Source organism: Clostridium bowmanii, from assembly GCF_018861315.1.
GTDB classification, from domain to species: Bacteria; Bacillota; Clostridia; order Clostridiales; family Clostridiaceae; genus Clostridium_AD; species Clostridium_AD bowmanii.
The window spans coordinates 1-23130 of the sequence record NZ_JAHLDL010000016.1 but is presented as its reverse complement, the minus strand read 5'-3'; the positions used below and the strand labels follow the sequence as shown (position 1 = coordinate 23130).

The window sequence follows — 23130 nt, the reverse complement described above, 5'->3', positions numbered from 1 at the left end:
TTAAGATGTATTTAAGTATTTTCAAGAAAAAAACAATCAATGTAAAACTATTTGCCATTTTTCTTTTGTTTAGTTCGTTATTTTTAGTGACAACAGTGTATGCTGCGGTACCTTATACTTATACACCAAAAACAATTACAACAAACACAGGCACAACTACAACTGCAATAAACACAATAAATGTAAGCTTCGATTATGATATGACTGCGTTTGGAGCAGGAAAAATCACGGTATATCAGACCGAAACTATTGGAAGCACGATTGAGAAAACTCCTAGTACGGTATTGAGAGATCTTAAGATATCAGCGATTACACCATCAACCCCAACTGGTAAAGTTTTGAGTATTGAAATTGGAGAATTAGATCCTAGTGTTACAAATTATGCAATAAAAATAGAAAAAGATGCCTTAAAGTTTAGCGGAAATTACATTCCGTTAACGGATTTTGTATTGCCTTTTTCTTCAACAGATCTTTCAAATGGTTTTCAATCTATATTTATGAATAATAGTGCAGATAACTTAAATGCAAACATTTTTGAGTATAATTCTCCAAGAGACATCAGCATTATTGTACCTAAAAAATGTATAACTTCAATTGAGACTATACATAAAAAGGATGGATTGATTATACCACCCACAGATGATACACCTATTACTACTACATATCCAAGATTAACTAATATTGATGTTAAAACTGATGCTGCAGTAAAAAGATTAAAAGTTTCAGTTACTTCTTCCACAGGGCTTGTATTAGATAAAAAGGAACTTTTTCCAAGTGCAAGTTTTGGTGGATTTACAACCGGACAAGCAGGTCTTGATATTGACACAGGATTAGAATATACAATTAGTATAATAGCTTTTGATATTAACGGAAAGTTCTTAGAAGATTTTAGCAAAACGGAAAAATTAGTGGACGTAAAGGGTGAGATTGTTTCTAACTACGTATCAAAAACAAGTACGAGTTCAAATAAAACAATTACCCTATATGATTTAATGAAAACTCCAGCAACACTTATATCAATGTTAACAGCCTACACTACTAATTTAGATTCAATTAAAGTGGTGTATCCAAATACAAATGATACAAGGGTTATATCAAATAGTCTGAGTCAAGATGATGCAGTAAACCTTCTTGCTAATGCATTAAGCGATGTTAATGTTCAATATATCAGATTTTCGTCTGCATTTACTATTAAACCAAGCCAGGATGTGGAATTAGTAAGACCATCATCAACTATTGGAAAAATTGTTTTAGATGGAAATGGATCAACAATTACTGGCAATGTTATAGTTGGTGATGGTGATGCTAATATTTATGAATTAAGAAATATAACTATAAATGGAGACCTTACGGTAAATGTTACTGGTGTTGGAGATTGCATATTAACAAATGTAACAGTTACAGGAACTAAGACGATTAACAAGAATAAGGCCTGTGTAGTTACAGATGTTGTAGCAATAGATGACACATCATTATATAAAATAGGTGAGATTATGAAAATAGGAATTAAATTTAGTGAACCTGTTTTTGTGGTTGGTAGTCCTGTTTTAAAATTAAATACCACTACTAGCACTAGTACTAGTAGCATTGGTAAAGCTACTTATGATGCCACTCTCAGTACAAAAGATGAAATTGTTTTTGGTTATACAGTAAAAGAAGACGACGACTTTTCAAATATAATTACATCAGGCATAGATTTAGTCAATAATACTGCTGCTATACAAGCTACACAAGGAGCAGTTAGCACTGATGCAATTATTACGGGAGCAGCTTCAAAAATAATAAGTTCATCTGTTTCTAAGAAAGATATAGTAGGAGATGGTATAAGACCAAGTATGCACTCAATAAGTGTAGATTCTTCAAAAATAACATATATATCAAGTGAACCAATAGACAGAACATCCTTTGGAACAGGAGCTAATTGGATAATAAGAAGTCGAAATGTTGATGGAACAATTTTCAGTGATTATACTCCTAAGAGTGTGGTTTTACAGGGAGATAATAGAACGGTTATAATTGAAATGACAGCTGGTGTTACATTTGCCACTGCTAATATTACCACTGCAACTATTAGCAATGGAATGGCAAGCATATTTATGCCTATTGCTGTGAAGGATAAAGCTGGGAATGCTTCTAATGATATGGTTATCCTAGCTGCCGATTCATTTGGAGTGGCATGGCACAATGGGATTGTAGGATTGACACCTAATATGAAATATAAAGTAATTATTGGAACGGGTATTACTACTAGAACCGAATACTTACAAGCTAATTCAGATTCAGTAATAACAGAATTAAAAAATGGAGAAACATACAAAGTAGAAGACATAACAGTAGGGGCAACAGCAGAGATTGCTAAGGTTAGTGATGCAATAGTAAAAACAGTACCTTCTGGAACAACTAATGACAAAACTAATATTGAATCAGCAATGTTAGCATTAGCAAATGCAGCGGTTGATTCAGTGAATTACACAGTAACAATTGACAATGGATCAACTTATGACATAGCAACAAATGCATGGAGTGGTAAATTTGTTGTGACAAGTAAAACTATAAGTGCCAATACAAAGACAGATGCAAGTACTAGAAGTATTACAGTAGTTATTCCCTAGTGCCAAGGGTCTGACTTCCAGTCATCTCCAAACATCTATTGGTAAGAGTGAATTTCTTGCAAAAGGTAGCAAACAGAAAGTAGATTCGGCAAGCTTATTAATAAGTAAAGACAATCAAATAAAAGGATAATAGAAGGACAGCTGTGGGTCTGTCCTTCTACTGCTATACTGAAGAACCGTTTATTACCCAAATAACGTGGCCAAGACAATAATTAGGAGGAATGAAAATTATGAATAAGAAATTATGCGTGGTATTATCAAAGTTTGCAATAGCTGTAACAATTGCAGCTTCCGTTAGTGTACCTGTATATGCGGCGGATGGTGACATATACAACAAAGCTAGTGAGAACTTAGGAAGTATAGGTAATATATTACTTCGCCATAAGTCAGAACTTTTTACTATGATACGTAGCATGAATACATACAAATATGAGGTTGGCGGTAAAATGTATGATGCAAGTGATGTGAATGACAAATTTAATAGTCTTCCTGGTTCAGCAATAGGAATAGTACATTCAAATATAAAAGCAAGCCTTACACCAACTGGTGATGTTCAAGAAGCGGTACCAGATGGGTTTGCGGTTAAGTCGATTGAGTAGCAGTAAATTCTGAGTCTTAAAGTAATAAAAATTAGGGTAAAATATAAAAATGATAAATAAAAAAATATTCAGGGGGTTCTCAAAGTTTGTAATAGCTACAATAATCATGTCTTCACTCAGTGTAGTTGCTTATGCAAAAGATGAAGATATATGGAAAGATAATGCGAATTTAGGTGGCATAGATAATATAATACTTCACTGTTCACTGAATTTAGTAATATATTCAGTGAGTATCCTTATTTAGGAAGTTTAATCAGTAAGCGATGGAACACATATCGTATCCTAAAAAACAAGTTACACATCAAAGCTGTGAAGATTGTTTTTTAATAGAATCCTTCTTTTGCAATTTACTTTATATAGTTATACTGTTTTTGAATAAGTTTCTTAAATTCAGAATCTGATAGCTCATTACATATAGCGATGACTTCTTCATAAAGACATTCATATATCAAATTACAATAATCATAATCTTCTCGATGCATTTTCTTTCTAATCTAAAGAGTTTATCACAATAAGCTCGTCCAATGGATGCGCCCGATTCTGAAATTTCTTTTTTACCAGAATCCAGGAGTATAGCTTCAAGATAATATCTTCTTAGATGGCTAAAGTAAAGACGTCGTGTAATTCCTTCAACCTTTTCAGATCCAGCATATGCATTACTTACGTGATAACCATGAAAACCTCCAAGGAACTTTTTTGCATGATCACCTGAACGGCTACTAGTATATTTATATAAAATTATGGGAGGACCTTCACAGTTGTCACTTCTATGTATCCAAATGTAAGATTTGCTTGATGTCTTTTTTCCCTCCTCGTGATTTACCTGTCAGGTTATTTCATCACTCATGATAACACCTCATTTCAACAATTTCTTGTGCATTTTCTCATATAGAGGCATAAGCCAATATTCAGAACTGCGCATCACCCAGTTTGCCATCATGTCTCTCTTAAGCTCAGCACCCATTCTTTTAAGTCTTTTTCCTGGCGATATAGTGGTACTGACATTATATACTTTTTATACATTACCCATGCCACACATGAGGGCGATGCAAAAGAGTGCGAAAGCACAGGTGCTGGTACAGGCGCTCAGGATATAGAATCATATGGATTGGTATAATTTTTTTCACATTCAATGCATTTGTATAGATATTAGAAGTAGGCTTTCATTACTAGCTTCGCTGGGATATAATCCATTTCAGATCTTACTTTTTTCTTTCTTATTATCTTAACTTCACTGCCACAAATTTTACATATAGCTTCTTACGGTGTTTGTTCAATCGCTTACGTTTAATCATTTACAAAATAACATATTATTTTAATGATAGTAGAAATAGAATAGGGTCGATTTGAAGATTAATACTAATAAGCATTTATTGCTTATTAATAAATTATAAAGGGTAATTGTGGTTCTTTGTTGAATTAAGTAAATATAATAAATTTAGAGGTGTTAATAGGGTTAATTTACATTATATTTAAAAGCGGTAAGGCAATGAAATGAAGGGGATCTTAGAACTAGTCTGAAAAATAATTTGTTAAGGAGTTAGAAGTAATGAGAAAAGCAATAAAAAATGTAATTATTGTACTTATTGCATTATTATGTTTAAAGGTTTTGAATGTTTATGCAAATAAAATAAATGCTACTAAAAGTAGTGAAACTTTGTTAACAAAACAAGTCTTATTGGCAGGGGAGCCGCAACTATATCCACTTAAAAGTGGAGAAATCTTATTAGATACAAGGGCCTTATCTACAGATAAGATAGAGATATTTACTAAAAATGATGATAAGTATTATAAAAAAATATTACAGAAAAAAGATAGCAAATGGGTAGAGATACAAAGTGACTTTGCTCAACTGCCATATACAGGATTGAAGGAGGACAAAAATCTAAGCAAAAATTATTCAGTGGAAAAAGCATTAGAGGATAAGTTGAAAGCCAATGAACTTAAATTAAATCAGCTCCCTTCTAAATTAGACTATTCTAATTTAGGTTATTTTCCACCTATAGGAAATCAACAGGAAAATAGTTGCGTTGCATGGGCAGCAGGATATTATCTTAGAACTTTTCAGCAGGCAAAAGATATTGGATGGTTTGTAGGAAGTAATTCAAAACATATTTTTAGTCCTAGTTTTTTATATAATCAAATTAATGGTGGTGTTGATGAAGGTGCAACTCTGAATGATGCAGGAGATTTATTGAAAAGTGAAGGAGCTGCTACACTATATGACTTTCCATATGTGGCAAAGGATTACTTAACACAACCAAGCAGTGAAGTAATTCGAAAATCAGGAATAAACAAAATAAGAGATTGGTATGTGCTCTATACCAATAATGATTCTTCAGATTACATAATACAAAAGACAAAAGAATATTTGAATACAGGTGATTTACCGATAGTAGGTATAAACGTGGGGTTTAAGTGGATGTACCCTCTTATTTTGTCGGAGGGGACTAGTATAGTTACCACAGAAAATTACACATTAGGGGGACATGCAGTTGTAATAGTAGGTTATGATGATACTTTGGAGACTCCAGAGGGTTATGGTGCTTTTAAAATTATTAATTCCTATGGAACGAATTGGGGACAAGCAGGATATACATATATGACCTATGCAGCATTTGCAAAAGCAACACTTCAAGGGTTTGTCTTTACGGATCTTATAAATGGTGAAATTGTAGATGAAATGGGGACGGTAACTCCAAATTTAGTATCAGAAGATACGTTGAAGTTTACTTGGAACAACGTAACAAATGCTGGTGGATACAAGGTTTTAGATGAGAATTTTAATGTTATTGCTAATGTAAACAGTGGAGAATACACAGAAAAATTACAAACACAAACTTATGTGAAGAGATATTTTCAAGCCTTTAATAGTATTTCTTCTTCGAGTGCCGTATCAGCAGAAATTGATTTAAGTAAAGTGGTTAAAGAAAATTTAGAGGTAGAAGTACAAGATACTGTAGATTTTAAAATTAACTGTACTGGCAGTGGAAGATATGACTTAAAAGTAAAAGATGAAAATGACACAATCATAAATGAATTAGCAAACAATCAAGGATTTACAGGACTCAACATATGCAGATGGGATGGTAAAGATGGATTAGGAAATATAGCTCCTGAGGGAAATTACAGTGTCGAAATTATTCCATATAAAGGACAGCAACCGAAGGATTCTTCAAGTACAGATTTTGTAAAGAAGTCAAAGTTAGTAGCCGCAGATGCAGAAAGGTACAAACTTGGTGAGAGTACGTATAAAGTGGGAATCACTGTAAAGGCAAATGAAAGTGGCAAAGTAACTATATATTTTGTGAAGGGTGGCATAGAGGAAGTTATAATACGAGACGGCGACATAAGCGAAGGAGAGACAAAGATATATAAAGTAAGTAGCACTAGCAATATTAATCTAAATGATGAAAATCTACTTATAAAAATGATTGTAAATTAGGCAAAGGTCCATTAATTAATAGTATCTGTTTTATGATGGATATTTCATTACTAACTATGAATGTATATGTATTTGCAAGTACCATAGTTAATGTAACATCAATAAGTTTAAATTAAATTACAAATAATGTAATCCGTGTATTTCTATTGTACTTAGGTGTTAATGATAGTATAATTAATTTTGGAATTAACTAGCGATGGAGGTAAATTATGAGTAACATAAAAGCAAACAAAATTAAAATTAGTTTAGTCGTATTAATTGGTTTAGCTATAATAGCGAGTGGTGTATTTTTAATGGGAAGGAATAGCGATTCATCAGTTAAGCTACCAAAAGACCCTACTATAATAGTTAAGCATAAGGATATGAACAAAGAGTTGAAAAATGAAAAGAAGGTAGCAAGTGGTGAGGTCTATTTAAAGTCTGATGTTGTAGTGGCTAATATTACGTTGAAAGAAAATACAACAAAAGATGAGGCTAAAGTATTAGCTACTAAATATGCCAACGAGTTAAAAAGCCAATATAAAGAAATACCTGTAATTGTTGATGTGAAACAAGGAGGCAAAGATATAGTCAAAGAACTTATTCCTGTAAAAGAAGATCAATTAGCAGCGGAGACTGGAACATTATTGGGGATAGAATATATAACTGTTGATTTTAAAGAGTTGTTATCAAAAGATGTCACTAAAGTATTAATGAATGAAAAACAACTAAATAAGAACTCATATGAGATTTCAGATGGACAATTAAGAATACTAAATGCAAATAAAGATTCTAAAATAAAAGTTATTTTAGGAAAGAAAACTTATAATGTTGTATTTATAAAAAAATAAAAGGCTTATAAGATTTTAGACAATAAGTCTAGATTGTAATTAGTTTTACAGCATAAGTTTATGAAAGTAAAATAGTATCCTCAATATGATATTAATATCATATTGAGGATTTTTTTATTGATGAAATTTATTAATAGCTATTACTCATTGAAAAATGTTATTTATTTGTTGAAATAGTAAATGTCACAAAATTACTACCGGTATTTGTTGAGTATTTTTTTATTAAAATCAATTTAGTTGTTGGGTTATCTACACCTATGAAAGTTTCAGCAGTACACGAATTACCAACAAGATATAGCTCTTTTGGAATTTTATTTATATTATTAGGGTATGTTTCACCTAATTCATTAGTACTATCTATAGAGGAATCAAATCCATTTATATATAATCCCATGCTTGTTGCGGATACTTTTGATAATAGTTTATATGTATAAGTAACCTTATATACTTCTGCCGGAATAGTTTTCGAAGATTGGTTTCTTTCACTTGTAAGCTCAACATTACTTATTGTTAATTCATAAGTCCCCCAGACACTATCGTGTACTGTAACTGTTTCTCCTATTTTACGGGGTGACATAACGGATACATTAGAAGTTGCCGTAACTTTTGTAATCCCATCAATTGCATTTATTGTGGTATTTGTATAAGAAGTTAATAAATTAGTAGCACCACTAAATGGAGTAATTATTAATAATCCATTACTTCCAACAGCATTTCCTATTCCACATGTCCATGTAATACTTTGAGCTAAAGATGAATTTGTAATATCAATTCCATATTGGTCTAATATCTGATATGTTGCATGTCCAATCTGAGTTGTAGTAGTACCAATTATAGTATTACTAATTTCTAGTTCAGAAGAAATTATATTAATCTTAGCTATTTTATGCTCCGAAATAGTTACATTTGACGTTCCAATACTTACAGTATCATTTTTCACATTAACTGTATAACTCCCAATTTGTAAATCTGATGAACTAGTCACGGTAGCTTCTGTGGTAGCAGTATTCCAGGTAGTTGTTACAGTTATTGGAGTTGTTCCTTTTAATACTGAAAAATTAATTTTTGAAGTATCTGCTGGCGATTGGTTGAATACTATTTTGAAGCTATTAACACTAATAGCGCTAACTGATGCAACGGTTCCTGGAGCAGCAACTATTGGTATAAGGTTTGCTTTTACAGCTGCATGTACTGCCACCACTGTTGCATCAGGATTCTTAATAAATTGTTCATTTACCTGTGATGCTGCATATAGTTTATTAGCTACTTCATATTCATATGTTTCTATGTTTTTTATCAGATTAAAAATAGCTGATTTATTGTGAAGTAATATGTTACCTATGCCTCCTAAGTTTGTATTATCTGTGTTGTATATGTCGCCATCTTTTGCATAAACAATGCTACTAACAGAACATACAATTAGTACAGACATTGCAAACGTGGATAACCCCCTATATAATTTTTTATTAGTCATTTATATTCCCCCTCGTACTTTGAAGTTATATTTTGTACTACTATAAAATTCTATTAAAGTTTATAAATACCTTTTAATTGTTACAATAAAAATATTTTTAAAAAATATTTTTAAGCAATTAGTGTATAAATAAGTTTACGAATGTAATGTAAAATATTTAAATATAATCAATATTAATGTATTTAAAGATTGTTTTTACAATAAAAATAAAGTAAAATATACTTATGTAGTTTATTAAAAGATTGTATGAAAGGAGACTAAATACTAAAAATTGCCATCAGAATATATAATTTTGTAATGAGAAAAAGGCATCTCTTAAAATTAGATTCCATTACATGAAGGACAGTTTAAAATATATATGGGGGGGAAAACAATGCGTAACAATAAGAATTATATTAAATCTATTCAAACTGCTATTTTAGTATTGCTATTAATGTTTATACCAATACAAGCACATGCACAAAACGGTGATATTTGGGTTAATGGAGTAAATAAGGGGGGAATAGCATTTATATTAATTAATGATAGACCAACGTTTTTTAACATAGTAAGAGATCCTAGTGCATCTTCTTATGAAGTAAATAATAATTTATATGAAGTTAATAAAGCAAATGATGTATTTAATGAGCTTGCTAATTCAAATATGTCTCTTCTAGAGAAACAAAATAAAATCAAAGAGACTGTGGTTATAAAAGCTCCTATAACCGTTCAGAATAAAGATCAAGTTTATAGTCATGCAGGAACATATGGTTCAGATAATTCTAATTTAACTATAAATGGGAAAGTGACAGCTACAGGTAAAAATATAATATTACAGAACATGATTATAAAAGGTGATTTAATACTTGGAGAAAATATTGGAGATGGAGATTTAATATTAAAAAATGTTACTGTTGAAGGCACGACAATTGTTAAAGGTGGTGGAGAAAACAGTGTACATTTAATTGATTCTGTTCTTGCTACTATAATTGTAAATAAAAATGATGGTAGAGTAAGATTAGTAGCAGAAGGTGGTACTATAGTAGCAGAAGTTCAACTTGAAAGTACTGCAACCATAGAAGAAAATAATTTAAGTAGAAATGCTATTGGATTTAGCAATATAAATATTACAAATAGTGTTCAAAATTCTCAAGTGAATTCACCAATGGTTGAATTACTTGGAGCATTTGAAACTATTAATACAAGAGCTTCACAGGTTAGAATTACACTTCCACAAGGAACGACAGTAGATAATATGATATTAAATGCAGTAACATCAATTTTTGGTGAAGGTGCAATAGGTAGTGCAAGAATAAATGTTGGAGCAAGCGGTTCAATATTATCCGCTAGACCGCAGAATTTAGTATTTGATAATGGAAGTGCATCAATTAATGTAAATGGACAAGAAATATCAGAGAGTTATTCATCTGTAACTAATGCTTCAATTACATCAATTTCAGAAATTACAATGAACAGTGTTTCTTTAAATTTTAATCATTTTGTTTCAGGATTAACAGCAAATGATTTTAATATAACTGCAACTATTAACGGCGGATTAGTTGAATTGTCAAATATTAATTATGATGAGTCAAGCTCAAAATTGACATTTTCAACTATATCTGGTGCTGAAAATGCAGGAAAGATGTTTAAAGTAACGGTAGGTCCTTCTCATTATACAACAAAGCTTATAGGAGAAGTAAAGACATCAAATGAAATAGCAGTAGTAGCTACTGGATGTAGTGGAAGAATTACTGACACTAACGGAGCTGGAGCGGCAAATGCTACCATTAAATTTAGAAGTGGGATTAATAACACCACTGGGACTGTTGCAAAAGAAACAACAACAGATGATTATGGTTATTATTTCATTAGTCTTCCAACGGGACAATTTACTGGTGAAATTACAGGGTATGGGTTTATAACGGGATATATATATGTAGTGGTACCATCAGACACAATTTTATCAGATCAAAATGAGACTATTATTAGAACCGCAGGTACAAGCGAAGTAAAGATCGTACTTACTTGGGGTGAATTGCCATATGATGAGGATTCTCATTTGGTTGGTCCAACTCCAGATGGTGATAAATTCCATACTGCATTTTATAATAAGGAATATACTTATATTGATACTAATTACGTTGATCTTGATTGGGATGATATGGAGTCATATGGACCGGAAACTACAACTATTCATAAGTTAGTAGATGGACAATATATTTTCGATGTACACAATTTTTCTGGAGAGTATTCTGGAGACTCATCTTTAAGAAATTCGGGAGCGATAGTTAAAGTATTCAAAGGTAACAGTGCAACGGCTGATAATACTTTCTATGTGCCAACAGGTTATGGCAATGAAATGTACTGGACAGTATTTAAAATGAATGTAAGTGGAAATGGATCTAATATCACAGTTACACCAGTAAATGAAATGAGTAATACGAGACCAACTTGGATGATTGATGAGCCTTATAATTATGGAATGACACCATTAGGTATCCCAAAAAAAATTAAACCGTCTAAAGTTGATGAAGTAGTAGTACCGGTAGTAGTACCGGCAGTACAAGAAGTAGTACCAGAAGTAGTACCGGAAGTGATACCAGAAGAGGTAGAAGCAATAAAAGCTTCAGAAGTAACATTAGAAGTAGAATCATTAGGAATAGCTGGAGACTCTACAATAACAGGATTGACAGCAACAACTAAATATGTAGTAACAGATGGAATTAACTACTATGGAGTATTATCTGATGGAACTTTAAGTGTAGCAAAAACTGACAAAAAAGATGCGGAAGAATTAGCGCAAGCATTAACAGGAACGGCAATAACTGCTTTAGATAATGCTAAAACTTATAAGGTTGAAGAAGTTTTATAGGAGCAGATTGACTATGTTCACAAGCAATAAATGAGATAAATTGGATATAATAACAAAATAAAACAAATAGAGAAGGACAATTGTGGAAATGTTCTTCTCTTTTTCATGAAGAATCGGACTAGAAATGTTTATTAGTATATATATCTTATAGGACATCTACCGAATGAATAATTGCAAGTTGTGTGTTTCCATTGTAATAAAACTCTAATAATAGTATAATTAACTGTGAAATTAATTATCATGGAGCTACCGTATGAGTAGTACTAAAACAAATAAAATTATTATAGCTGTAATTATTAGTTTAGTTGTAATAATAGGTATTGCATTTTCAATAGTTAGGTCTTGCAATTCAGCAGTTAAGCCACCTACGGTGCCTAATAAAATTGTTAAGCATGAGAAAATGACTAAAGAAATAACAAATGAAAAACAGGTATCAAGTAGTGAGGTTTATTTAAAGGCTGATGTTGTAGTGGCTAATGTTACGTTGAAAGAAAATACAACAAAAGATCAGGCTAAGGTGATAGAAAGCAATATGCTAAAGAGTTAAAGAGTCAATATAAGGAGATACCTTTAATTGTAGATGTAAAAGAAGGTGGCAAGGATATAGTTAAAGAGGTGATTCCTGTAAAAGAAGATCAGTTATCAGCAGAAGCTGGAAAATTATTGGGTTTAGAATATATAACTGCTGATTTTAAGGGGTTATCAGAAAAAGATGTCACTAATGTATTATTAAATGGGAAACAAGTAGATAAGAAATCATATGAAATTTCAGATAGACAATTAAGGATTCTAAATGCAAATAAAAATTCTAAAATAAATGTAGTTTTAGGGAAAAATACTTATAATGTTGTATTTATACAAAAATAAAAGAGTATTATAAAAATTTGCGCGATATTATTAACTAGCTGAACTAATATTTTAGTACCCAAGGTGATAGTTGATAAGTAAATAAAAAATCCAATATTTTATTATAGGAGGACAATTATGAAGGTTGATGGAACCAAAGCTAAATTACAACTATACTTAAATGACGGGCATGAAGCTGCACACGCAGATGCTAAAAAAGAATTTTATAGAGAAGAATTAGAAAGTTTACCGGATATGAATGAAGGAGACATAAATATAAATACTACTTATGTATTTGATTTAGGTGATAAGGTTGAAGTAGGCATTTATTTTAGAAATGGCCTTTCCAAAGAAATTAATTTTGACAAGCTTCCACTTATGATACTTAATTCAAAAGACGAAGTTGTGGCAAATCAAATTTTTGAACTTAGAGAAGTAGGAAATATACCACCGTACTCTGCAGTACCTTGGAAACTATATTTTGATAAAAAGAATATATTTATTGATACAATAGCTTTGAAAGATGGATTACATATAGTTTTTGATACAAATATAAAAGCATATAATAGTGCTAATATAGAATTTGAAAATGTACCTAATGATTCAGAATTTAAAAAATTACATAAATATTTAAATGAAATGTTGCCAATTACTTCAGGGGATGTTAATGTATCATTATATAAAATTCTAAGTGGTGAGAGCGGAGAGCTGAAAATATCAATAATAGTGAGAAATGCATCAGATAAAAAGATTAAAGTTGAAAAGATACCAGTTACTATTAAAAATATAGATAATGCTAAAATAGTAGCTGTAGGTACCTTTGATACAAGTAATATTGAGATTAATTCATTAAAAGCAAAATTTTTTAATTTAGAGTTTAAAGCTGAACAGCTTTTAGAAAAAGGTTGTAATATAGATAATTTAGCTATATATTTTAATGAGTAATTTCTAATAAAAAATATGTATTATAAGATATTATTGTGTTTCTAGAATTAAATATGAATTATAAGGCAAGTAGTATAGATATGTTTGTGAATCAGGTTAACTTCGCTCACGAAACCACCCGGGGGAATATCAGAAAGCAAAAAGAATAGAGGATTGTCACTTAGGTGGCGGTTCTTTTTTTCTGTTCACTGCAAAAGAAAGAATAGAAGCGGCAATAAAGAATGCTAAATATTTATTTTCAAAAATGATAATAATAGAAAGCTCACATCGCTCGCGAAAAGCCTCGGAGACTATAATGATGTAGTAATTTCATATATGATGAAAAGTACCCCAAGGAACATATAGGAAAATAGAAAGGAGAAATACCATAGGCATCTAATCTCAATAAATGAGTAAGGTTTTGAATTATCTAAATTTCCAAAAATAAAAAATTAGTATAGAAATAAATTTCCATACTAATTTCCAATTGGTCTAAAGTTACTTATACAAAATAGGTTAGTGCAGGGGAAACATTAATAGCCTATTTTGACATAACTTGTAGTAGTACATCTTTATTGTATTTTTGGATTACAATATTTGCTATATGTTTGTCTTTTTTTGCAAAAATACTAACATATTTTTTTGAACTTGTAATAGTCCATCCATCTTTTTTTAAAATATTTTCATAATCTTGAAATACTTTTGAATCTGTAGTGTTTTTTATGGTATATTTCGAAGTAGCAAGAGCTGATTTTTTGGATGCAGCAGTGTACTGGGTTGGTTGTACTCCGTTATATGATGGTAAATATGCTAATTTCTTAGTGTAAGTTACCTTAATAGCAGTAGGTATTGTAGTGTTAGTTTTATTAGCATTAGCAGGAGTTTTAGCACCACATGCAACAAACAATATTGATATACTTAGTATCATTGGAATATATATAAATTTTTTCAAAAAAATCACCTCATTGAAATTTTAGTCATAATTAGACAAAATGTCAAGTTTTCCACATTGACTATTCATTGAAACTGTGGGATTAGCCCTTTTATTTCCACAAGTTCTGCTGGATTTGACCCTATTTGCTTGCAAGCCCCACAGCAATTTCTACATCAATACAGCCCCAAAAAACAAGGGAGAGCCGATTGAGCTGTTTTAGAAGTTGATGAAATTATTGTATGTTTTGATAATTATAGTAATTAATAAATAGTATAGAATTAAATGTAATATTCTGATAAAATAAATGCATGAGGAAATACTTAATCAACTCAGTATCCTAGACAAAGTAATGGAGACTTAATGTAGGATGGAGGTACAGCTTATGAAAAGTTATAAAGACCTAGGATGATCATTCTTCATCTAAGCCTATACGATCACATTCTTATTTTAATTTAACAGATAATGAAATTAGTAAAGATCATACCTGGGATAAAACATTATACCCTACTGTTTCAAAGGTAGATTTTATTAAGTAAATTGTTAACAAATAGGGACTAAATTAGTTTTACAATGGAATACTTTGTGTTAATATAGATATTAATGGAATTAATTATTATGGGGGGCAATTATTATGAAAAAAAGACGTTCAATTATTATTATCTGTTTTATGATGGTTTTTTTATTACAAGCTATGAATGTGCAGGTATTTGCAGATACTGTAGTTAGCGTAACATCAATAAGTTTAAATAAAATGACGGATGCTTTAACAGTTAATGGAGTTGATACTTTAATAGCAACTGTATATCCAACAACTGCAACAAACCAAGCTGTTACTTGGACATCCTCTAATACTAATGTAGTAAAGGTATTTAATGGAGTAGTTGTGGCAGTAAGTCCTGGAACTGCATTAATTACGGCGATTACAGGAGATGGATATAAAACCTCATCTTGTATGGTTGTTGTAAGTCAAGCAGATACATCTATAAGTTTAAACAAAGCTTCAACTGCATTAACCATTTTTGGTAATGAGACTTTAATAGCCACTGTAAATCAGAATACTGGGACAAGTCAAAATGTAACTTGGGCCTCTTCAAATACTGCTATAGTACAAGTCGCTAATGGAGTAATATTTGGAGTTGGAGCAGGTACTGCAGTAATTACAGCAACTTCAGCTAATGCGACTAATATTGTAAGCTGCGTTGTTAAAGTTACTAGCCCTGTAATATCAATAAATTTAAATAAAACCTCAGATTATTTAACAGTTGGAGGTTCAGATGTTTTAACGGTATCTGTAAATCCGCCAACTTCAACAAATCAAGTCGTAACCTGGGCCTCTTCAGATACAAGTAAAGTACAAGTAATTGATGGTGTAATAATTGCAGTAAGTGCAGGTTCTGCTGCAATTACAGCAACAACTGCTGATGGGAGTAAGACAGCAAGCTGTAGTGTTATTGTTAATAGTTCAGGAACAGTAGGCTCAAAAGTAACCTCGATAAGTTTAAATAAAACCTCGGATACTTTAAATCTTGGATCAATAGATACTTTAATTGCTACTATAAATCCATCTACTGCTTCAAATCAAAATATAGCATGGTCCTCTTCAAATATTGCTATTGCAAAGGTAGCTAATGGAGTGGTAATCCCTGTAAGTGCAGGAAGTGCAATTATTACAGCTACAAGTGCAGATGGATATAAGACTGCAAGTTGTATAGTTGTTGTTAATGCTGCAAGTAATATAAGTATTATAAGGCTTGGCGGAGCAGATAGATACCAAACTGCAACTGCTATATCTCAGTCAGGCTGGAAAACAACTTCAAGTTATGCGGTACTTGCTACAGGCAATGATTATCCGGATGCTCTAAGCGCTGCACCACTTGCAAAAAAATATAATGCACCAATTCTTTTGACAGATAAAAATTCAATACCACAAACTGTAATAACTGAGCTTAAAAGATTAAGTGTAGCTCATATTTTTATAACTGGTGGTACTGGAGTTGTAACTCAAAGCATTGAAAACCAACTTAATACAATGGGCATAGCTACAGAAAGACTTGGTGGTGCTGATAGATTTGAAACCTCCATTAAAATAGCTGAAAAGCTAGGTGTAGTATCAGGAGAAATCATGGTAACCAATGGTATGCAATATGCAGATGCTCTATCAGCATCATCTATTGCAGCTAAAAAAGGGATTCCTATAATATTAACTAATAAAGATGCATTACCTGATCCTACAAATACATTTATAAGCAATAAGTCTTTTACCAAGACATATATATTAGGTGATACTGACTTAATAAGTAATTATGTAGCAAATAAGTTTTCTAGCATAGAAAGAATAGTTGGTAGTGACCAGTACGAGAGAAACATTAATATAATAAAGAGATTTGAGAGTGATATAAATTTTAAAAGTATTTGTGTAGCTACAGGAAAAGATTTCCCTGATGCTCTTTCAGGATCAGCAATAGCAGCAATGAATTCTACAGCTATAGTTCTTGTAGATGATAGTAATTTAAAGAATATAACAACCAACTATATAAGTGGAAAACTTCCACAGGTTAATAATGTTTATATATTTGGTCAACAAGGAGCAGTAAGTGATGCAACTGTAAATATATTATTTAAAAAATAGGGTGGGGTCAGGCCCCTGGGTTATTTTGGAATACATGTAGAATTATTAAGATACAGTTGAATCTTGTGCTTTTTTTATGGAAATAATATGATATAATAAAGTTGAATAGAAGGTTATTTTAAAATTAAAAACTATTATTCGGGAGAGGAACATACAATATGAGTAATATTAATAAACAAAAGAGTGGAAATGATACTATTGTTATAAAGGATAAATTAAATGGGTTAGTCACTATTACCACTGAGGATTTATCTAAGAGAGATTTAACTAATAGTTTTATTTATAAGATTTGTCCAGATGGTAAAATACTAAATGTACATGAAGAGAATAAAATAGATGAAAAATTAGAGAAAGCTTCTGTAAAAAATCCCAGAGAAATTCTTATTGAAAAATCGATAAAGGGTGGATTTGAAAAAATCTCAGATGATTTAACTGATTTAGAGCTTGTTAGAATATTAGAATTTTCCGAAAGGGAAATTGTTAAAAATAATGACTCAAGGATGGTGCTTTTTAGTGTTGAAACAACTAATAGCGGTGACTTAAAAGTAATACTATTAATGTATAATGGAAGTAAGAGTGAAATGACTATAGACAAGTTTCCTTTTAAATTAAAAGATGCAAAGGATAAAGTTATAACAGTTGGCCTTATAGACATAAATAAAACAATTAGTCCTTCTAAAATAGCAATATGTGAAGTGCAAATAGAAAAGGCACTTCTTAATGAACAAGAAGTGGATTTAACAACTTGGACTGTTACTTTTGAAATGGAATAGATAAAAATAAAGAGAAAAAAACAAAAAAAGCTTGGCGACAGCCAGATTAGAAAACTACCCAACTGCATAGCGATGCATTTGGGTAGTTTTTATTTTTTTAAAAGTTATATGGATATGATTTAGAAAAAATATATATGATGGAAGAATAAAAGCAATGGAGAGATGATTCCATAGCAGAAGAAAAGCTAAATGACATTTTTAAGTTTACAACATGATTCGTGTGATTTTTAACATATAAAAGCTAATATTACAATATTATGTTGAATACTAAAGTTTTATACATAAAGTTCGAAAGATATAATATAGTATTTTAAAAATGTTACTGTAAAAATTTAAACATTTCATACATTTGAGGTGAAGTAAAATGAGATATATACCAATTATATATATTAGAGAAGGAATGATTTTAGGCAAAACATTATATGGCGATAATGGAGAAGTTCTTTTAACTAAAAAAGCACTTATTCGTCCGTCATATATAAAAAAATTAATTGCTTTAGGCTACTGTGGGCTATACATTATCGATGAACTATCTGAAGACATTACTGTAATGGAGATTATTAACGAAGATTTAAAGATTAAAACAATAAAATCAGTAAAAAATTTAATGCAGCCCAATATGAAAAAAAAAGAGATACAAACCTATCTTAAGATTATAGAAAAATCAATGGGTGATATTGTTGATGAAATATTATTTAATAAAGATTTAATGGTAAATATGATAGATCTAAAAGTAGCAAGTGAGTACACTTTTTATCATTCAGTAAATGTTTGTGTATTATCAATTGTATTAGGTGTAGCTCTAAAATTTGAAAAAAAAGAACTATATTTATTAGGCCTATCCGCTTTATTACATGATATGGGTAAAATATATACACCTAATGAAATATTAGATAAACCTGCAAAATTAACTTATGAAGAGTTTCAAATAATTAAACAACATTCAGAAAATGGTTATAGATACATAAAAGAAAATTTAGATATAGACACTAAAGTTTATATGGGAATATATCAGCACCATGAAAAGTACGATGGTACAGGCTATCCATTAAAATTAAAGGGAAAAAAAATATCGCTATTTGCCCGTATAATAACAATTGCTGATGTATATGATGCACTTATATCAGATAGGCCTTATAGAAAAGGGGTATTACCATCTGAAGGTGTTGAACTTATTATGGGTAGCAGTGGTACTTTGTTTGATCATCGGTTAGTAAAAATTTTTTCTAAGAAGATAGCACCCTATCCAATAGGTACCTGTGTAAAACTGAGCAATGATTTAATAGGAATAGTTGTTGAGAATTATTCGAGTTATTGTTTAAGACCTTTAATTAAGATCGTAAAGACTGGTAATAAATTAGTGATACCTTACTTAATGAACCTTAAAGAATCAAACTACAATGTTACTATAACAGCTGTGTCAGATGCATTATTATACTAATGATGCGATTTCATAAACATACTATTGGAACCGAGATTATTATTATAAAGGATAAATTAAATGGGTTTGGAATAGATAATAATCCTTACAGCTATCACATGAGGAGAAGGACAGTATAACATTTCTGTCCTTCTTTATTTTTATTTTTTTGTGTTTAAATTATTTAACTTGTGAGTTTTGAATTCAGGGGCATCAATTTTCATAAGTGTTCTTAGTTTTTCTAGGGCTTTTCTTTTCATTCTTGCAAATTGATGGTAGCTTTTATCACTATCACAGGCTATTTCTCCTAGGGACTGGTCCAAAACATAATATCTCTCTATAATATCACGCTCTAAGGGATTAAGTTTATCAAGAGCTGTATATAGCATTTTAACTTCATCATACGCAATTACTTCGTCCTCTAAGGTAAATTCATAATCTTCTGAAGTATCAAAATCTAGCATTTCATTGTTTGGAACCTCTCTAAAATGTTTTATCTGACCTTTTAAAAGTGCTTTAAAATTCATTTTTATAGAATTTATGCAGTATCCGTTAAAGCTGTTGCTGCCTAGCTTGTACATATTTATGGCTTTTATAACAGATAGATAACCATGTTGCACCAAATCTTCTAGTTCATAACCTGGAATGTGATATCTTGAAGTCTCCTTAAATATGAGATATTTAAATTTTCCTATGATTTCTTCTGTAGCCGTGACATCTTTAGTTTTAGCCTTTTCTACTAGTTCTTCCATAATAAAATACACCACCTTGTAATATCTAGTGTACTTGCTTGTACACTGATTGATTTTTTAAGAATTCCACAATATTAGTACTAATTTTATGATATAATGTTTTTAAAACAACTTACCTCTTAAAAAATATTCACTGTGATTTACAGTGAAGGTATTATAATGTAGTAAAAATTACAATATTCGTAAATGAGTGCTCATAAACAATGTTTAAACAACAAGCTAATATATAAATATTACTTATATGTATTATTTTTACACACTGTCTTTATTACATTTTATTGTTTTAAACGCAACTTGTCAATAGAAAAATAAAATTTATTTTTTTTAGTAACATATAATTACATTTTGCTTAATTTATGAGATAATAAATACAGGATGGTGATTTTATGACAACCTTCGGTGAACGTTTTAAAAAATTAAGAATCGAAAAAGGATTAACCCAAGACAAACTTGCTCAGAATTTTTCTATAAATAAAAGTTCAATATCTAGATATGAGAAAAATGCTCAAGTACCTGAAAATCCAGCATTGCAAGCCTTCGCTGATTTTTTTATGGTTTCTATGGACTATTTATTGGGTAGAACGGATATACGAGGCGATGGATTAAGTCAGCAATTTATACCTAGTTTAAGCCAAAGCAATGAACGAGATATTGGTAAGTTATTAAATCACACATTGGAAATGATTAAATCCCAGGACGCAATAATGTTAAATGGTGATATATTAGACGAAGAGGATTTAGAGATTTTAGCGAGAGCCATAAGAGCAGGGCTTGAGTATGCTAAAATTTCAAACAAAAAGAAATATACACCCAAAAAATATACAAGTAATAAAGATTAAAATTATAGTTTGGAGGTTTTAATTTGGAGCATGTACGGAATACAGCGCAACAGCTGATGAAAAAATATAAAACTAGTGACCCTTTTGAATTAGCAGAATACCTAAAGATAGTGATTATGTATGAAGACTTGGGAATGCGTACTAGGGGATTCTATCAGGCATGCCCTAAAGTTAAAATAATACATATTCATAATAACTTAGATTATTTAAATAGAAAAATAGTATGTAGTCATGAACTTGGACATGCTATACTTCACTCTAAATTAAATATAGTATTTCTCCAAAAACACACCTTTTGTGTAAAAGATAAATTTGAACGTGAAGCTAATATTTTTGCAGCTGAACTTCTTATTCCTAATGAAATATTAAAAGAATACCCTGAATATAGCCTCGAACAAATTGCAGTCCTGCATAATATACCTGTTGAATTCTTTTATCTTAAATATGCCAGTAGCATAAGACCCTAATATCTTATGGATACTGAGTCTGACTAATACTCCTGCCTGCATTGCAGATAATAAAGTTAAAAACGATAATCAAATAAAAGCATTAGTAGATTTTTTACGATACTTATTTTTAACTGAAGACATTGTGTTTGAAAAGAAATATGAAGAATATAAAAGGGAAAGAGGAGGTGCATTTAAATTGAATATAGACGAAATTAGGAAATTGCACTACAAGCAAGAAGGAAGAGAAGAAGGAAGAGAAGAAGGCAGAGAAGAAGAAAGAGAAAAAGCGAAAGAAGGAATTAAACAATTGATATTGAAACAATACAGTAAAGGGCTTTCTATAGAATATATTGCGGAGATAAATGATTTTGATGTAGAATATGTAAGGGATGCAGTAAAGAATCTAATCCACTAGCAATTAGGAAACCACAAAATATATGAACTTAAAAAGGGGTCAGACCCCATAGCCATCAAGCTAGTAGAACCAATTAATGTAATTGAATCTACTAGCTTTTTTATTTATTTTTATTAAACAAGCTAATTATTACATATATAGGATAATTTTATACTCTTTGTTTTTTGTTTTAGCCTTAAATATTATAAAATTAGTATATAAACAATAAATATATTAATGAAGGGATGCTAAACAAATGAACAAAAGATTAAAGCAACTACTAAAAATATTAAAAGAATTATATTCTATTGATTTTATTAAAAAGATAGCTCTCAATACAAAATTTATTAAAAGAGACAGTAAAATAACAGTAGAAATATTTTTATCACTATGTCTATTTAGTGGTGAAGATTTGTGCAGATCAAGCTTGTTACAACTAAGCACTAGAATAGGCGCGATGGAAGATATAACTATATCGCCCCAAGCTTTGGACCAACGCTTTAATAAAGAATCAGTAGCCTTTTTAAAGACTGTATTTCAACAAATGTTAGAAAAACAAAATAGAATTTTAAGAAATGATAATGCTTTATTAAGGACACTTTTTAAATCAATAAAGGTGGTAGATTCAACGACTATACCTCTTCCTGAAAATCTGAAATCAACATATAGAGGGAGCGGTGGAAGCTCCTCTGATGCTGCCGCAAAAATCCAATTAGAATATGAACTTTTCACCGGAAATTTTATTCAATGTGATGTAATAGAAGGGGTATCAAATGATGCAGATTACTTGCCAACACTGGAAAAAGGAATTGAACCAAATGATTTGCATTTAAAAGATTTGGGGTACTTTAAAGCAGAACACTTTAAATATATAGAAAAATGTGGGGCATATTATTTATCTAAAATTAAAAGTACTACTGCAATGTATATAAAAAATGATACTCCAGAAATAATGAGTAATGGAAAGGTAAGAAAAGATACGTTATATAAAAGAATAGATATCGAAGAAATAGTAAAGCCCCTCGTAGAGGGCCAGACTATTGAACTCTTAGATATCTATATTGGTAAAATTACTAAATTTAAAACCAGGTTAATTGTAACTAAATTAACTGCAGAATACAAGAAAAAAAGAGAAGAAAACTTTTTGAAGGTTGCAAAAAGGAAAAGTAAAAAGAATATTGATAAAAACACTTATTGGACTTCTATTAACATTTATATTACAAATATTTCTGCTGAAACAATTGATAAAGAACAGCTTCATAACATATAAGAAAGGAAATTAGTGAGATAAAATCTTTTGCTATTGTCAAAGAATTTTTTTCGGAAATAAGAGGAAAAATATTTAAAGGTGAGTTAGTC

19 protein-coding genes and 1 pseudogene are annotated in these 23130 nt (G+C 30.6%); 16 read left to right on the top strand and 4 right to left on the bottom strand.

The window, feature by feature from the left end; all coding sequences use genetic code 11:
- Positions 1–5: 5 nt before the first annotated feature.
- The 3 genes from KPL51_RS12130 (at position 6) to KPL51_RS12120 (ending at position 3455) form a co-directional block, all read left to right on the top strand.
- On the top strand, positions 6–2612 hold the full coding sequence (locus tag KPL51_RS12130; protein ID WP_216161649.1) for a hypothetical protein: 2607 nt from the start codon (positions 6–8) through the stop codon (positions 2610–2612).
- A gap of 230 nt (positions 2613–2842) precedes the next feature.
- The gene (locus KPL51_RS12125; RefSeq protein ID WP_216161646.1) at positions 2843–3211 is read left to right on the top strand and encodes a hypothetical protein; all 369 of its coding nucleotides are present in this window, start codon (positions 2843–2845) and stop codon (positions 3209–3211) included.
- Between the two features lie 49 nt (positions 3212–3260).
- Complete coding sequence (locus KPL51_RS12120) at positions 3261–3455, top strand: hypothetical protein (protein ID WP_216161643.1); 195 nt, start codon at positions 3261–3263, stop codon at positions 3453–3455.
- 237 nt (positions 3456–3692) lie between these two features.
- Here KPL51_RS12120 and KPL51_RS23510 read toward each other — a convergent pair.
- A pseudogene (locus tag KPL51_RS23510) lies at positions 3693–4471 on the bottom strand (IS66 family transposase); the annotation flags it as partial.
- Positions 4472–4760: 289 nt separating this feature from the next.
- On the opposite strand from KPL51_RS23510, the gene KPL51_RS12110 reads away from it, so the two are divergent.
- Together KPL51_RS12110 and KPL51_RS12105 are read left to right on the top strand one after the other, a co-directional pair.
- Positions 4761–6656 (top strand): C1 family peptidase, encoded by a 1896-nt coding sequence (locus KPL51_RS12110; protein WP_216161640.1) that lies wholly within the window; start codon positions 4761–4763, stop codon positions 6654–6656.
- Between the two features lie 209 nt (positions 6657–6865).
- Positions 6866–7486 carry a hypothetical protein gene (locus KPL51_RS12105; protein WP_216161636.1) on the top strand — a complete coding sequence of 207 codons (621 nt, stop codon included), beginning with the start codon at positions 6866–6868 and terminating at the stop codon, positions 7484–7486.
- A gap of 157 nt (positions 7487–7643) precedes the next feature.
- Here KPL51_RS12105 and KPL51_RS12100 read toward each other — a convergent pair whose 3' ends face one another.
- The gene (locus KPL51_RS12100; RefSeq protein ID WP_216161633.1) at positions 7644–8960 is read right to left on the bottom strand and encodes a hypothetical protein; all 1317 of its coding nucleotides are present in this window, start codon (positions 8958–8960) and stop codon (positions 7644–7646) included.
- A 373-nt stretch (positions 8961–9333) separates the two neighbouring features.
- On the opposite strand from KPL51_RS12100, the gene KPL51_RS12095 reads away from it, so the two are divergent.
- From KPL51_RS12095 to KPL51_RS12080, 4 genes are all read left to right on the top strand, one after another.
- On the top strand, positions 9334–11811 hold the full coding sequence (locus tag KPL51_RS12095; protein ID WP_216161630.1) for a carboxypeptidase-like regulatory domain-containing protein: 2478 nt from the start codon (positions 9334–9336) through the stop codon (positions 11809–11811).
- A gap of 253 nt (positions 11812–12064) precedes the next feature.
- Entirely contained in the window at positions 12065–12358 is a 294-nt protein-coding gene (locus tag KPL51_RS12090; protein WP_216161627.1) for a hypothetical protein, read from the top strand.
- A 68-nt stretch (positions 12359–12426) separates the two neighbouring features.
- A complete protein-coding gene (locus tag KPL51_RS12085; protein ID WP_216161624.1) occupies positions 12427–12678 on the top strand; it encodes a hypothetical protein in 252 nt (83 codons plus the stop codon).
- Between the two features lie 117 nt (positions 12679–12795).
- The gene (locus KPL51_RS12080) at positions 12796–13602 is read left to right on the top strand and encodes an SLAP domain-containing protein (protein ID WP_216161620.1); all 807 of its coding nucleotides are present in this window, start codon (positions 12796–12798) and stop codon (positions 13600–13602) included.
- Positions 13603–14122: 520 nt separating this feature from the next.
- Here KPL51_RS12080 and KPL51_RS12075 read toward each other — a convergent pair.
- Positions 14123–14533 (bottom strand): hypothetical protein, encoded by a 411-nt coding sequence (locus KPL51_RS12075; protein ID WP_216161615.1) that lies wholly within the window; start codon positions 14531–14533, stop codon positions 14123–14125.
- Between the two features lie 613 nt (positions 14534–15146).
- Here KPL51_RS12075 and KPL51_RS12070 point away from each other — a divergent pair.
- From KPL51_RS12070 to KPL51_RS12060, 3 genes are all read left to right on the top strand, one after another.
- On the top strand, positions 15147–17144 hold the full coding sequence (locus tag KPL51_RS12070) for a cell wall-binding repeat-containing protein (protein ID WP_216161612.1): 1998 nt from the start codon (positions 15147–15149) through the stop codon (positions 17142–17144).
- Between the two features lie 158 nt (positions 17145–17302).
- Positions 17303–17917, top strand: a complete 615-nt coding sequence (locus tag KPL51_RS12065) for an SLAP domain-containing protein (protein ID WP_216161609.1) — start codon at positions 17303–17305, stop codon at positions 17915–17917.
- A 364-nt stretch (positions 17918–18281) separates the two neighbouring features.
- Complete coding sequence (locus KPL51_RS12060; RefSeq protein ID WP_216161606.1) at positions 18282–19358, top strand: HD-GYP domain-containing protein; 1077 nt, start codon at positions 18282–18284, stop codon at positions 19356–19358.
- A 140-nt stretch (positions 19359–19498) separates the two neighbouring features.
- On the opposite strand, the gene KPL51_RS12055 is transcribed toward KPL51_RS12060, so the two are convergent.
- Positions 19499–20089 carry a sigma-70 family RNA polymerase sigma factor gene (locus tag KPL51_RS12055; RefSeq protein ID WP_216161603.1) on the bottom strand — a complete coding sequence of 197 codons (591 nt, stop codon included), beginning with the start codon at positions 20087–20089 and terminating at the stop codon, positions 19499–19501.
- Positions 20090–20475: 386 nt separating this feature from the next.
- On the opposite strand from KPL51_RS12055, the gene KPL51_RS12050 reads away from it, so the two are divergent.
- The 4 genes from KPL51_RS12050 (at position 20476) to KPL51_RS12035 (ending at position 23041) form a co-directional block, all read left to right on the top strand.
- Positions 20476–20928 (top strand): helix-turn-helix domain-containing protein, encoded by a 453-nt coding sequence (locus KPL51_RS12050; RefSeq protein WP_216161598.1) that lies wholly within the window; start codon positions 20476–20478, stop codon positions 20926–20928.
- Positions 20929–20951: 23 nt separating this feature from the next.
- Positions 20952–21395, top strand: a complete 444-nt coding sequence (locus tag KPL51_RS12045; RefSeq protein ID WP_224853509.1) for an ImmA/IrrE family metallo-endopeptidase — start codon at positions 20952–20954, stop codon at positions 21393–21395.
- A gap of 178 nt (positions 21396–21573) precedes the next feature.
- Positions 21574–21792 carry a hypothetical protein gene (locus KPL51_RS12040; RefSeq protein WP_216161595.1) on the top strand — a complete coding sequence of 73 codons (219 nt, stop codon included), beginning with the start codon at positions 21574–21576 and terminating at the stop codon, positions 21790–21792.
- Between the two features lie 235 nt (positions 21793–22027).
- Entirely contained in the window at positions 22028–23041 is a 1014-nt protein-coding gene (locus KPL51_RS12035; protein ID WP_216161592.1) for an IS4 family transposase, read from the top strand.
- The last annotated feature ends 89 nt before the right edge of the window (positions 23042–23130 follow it).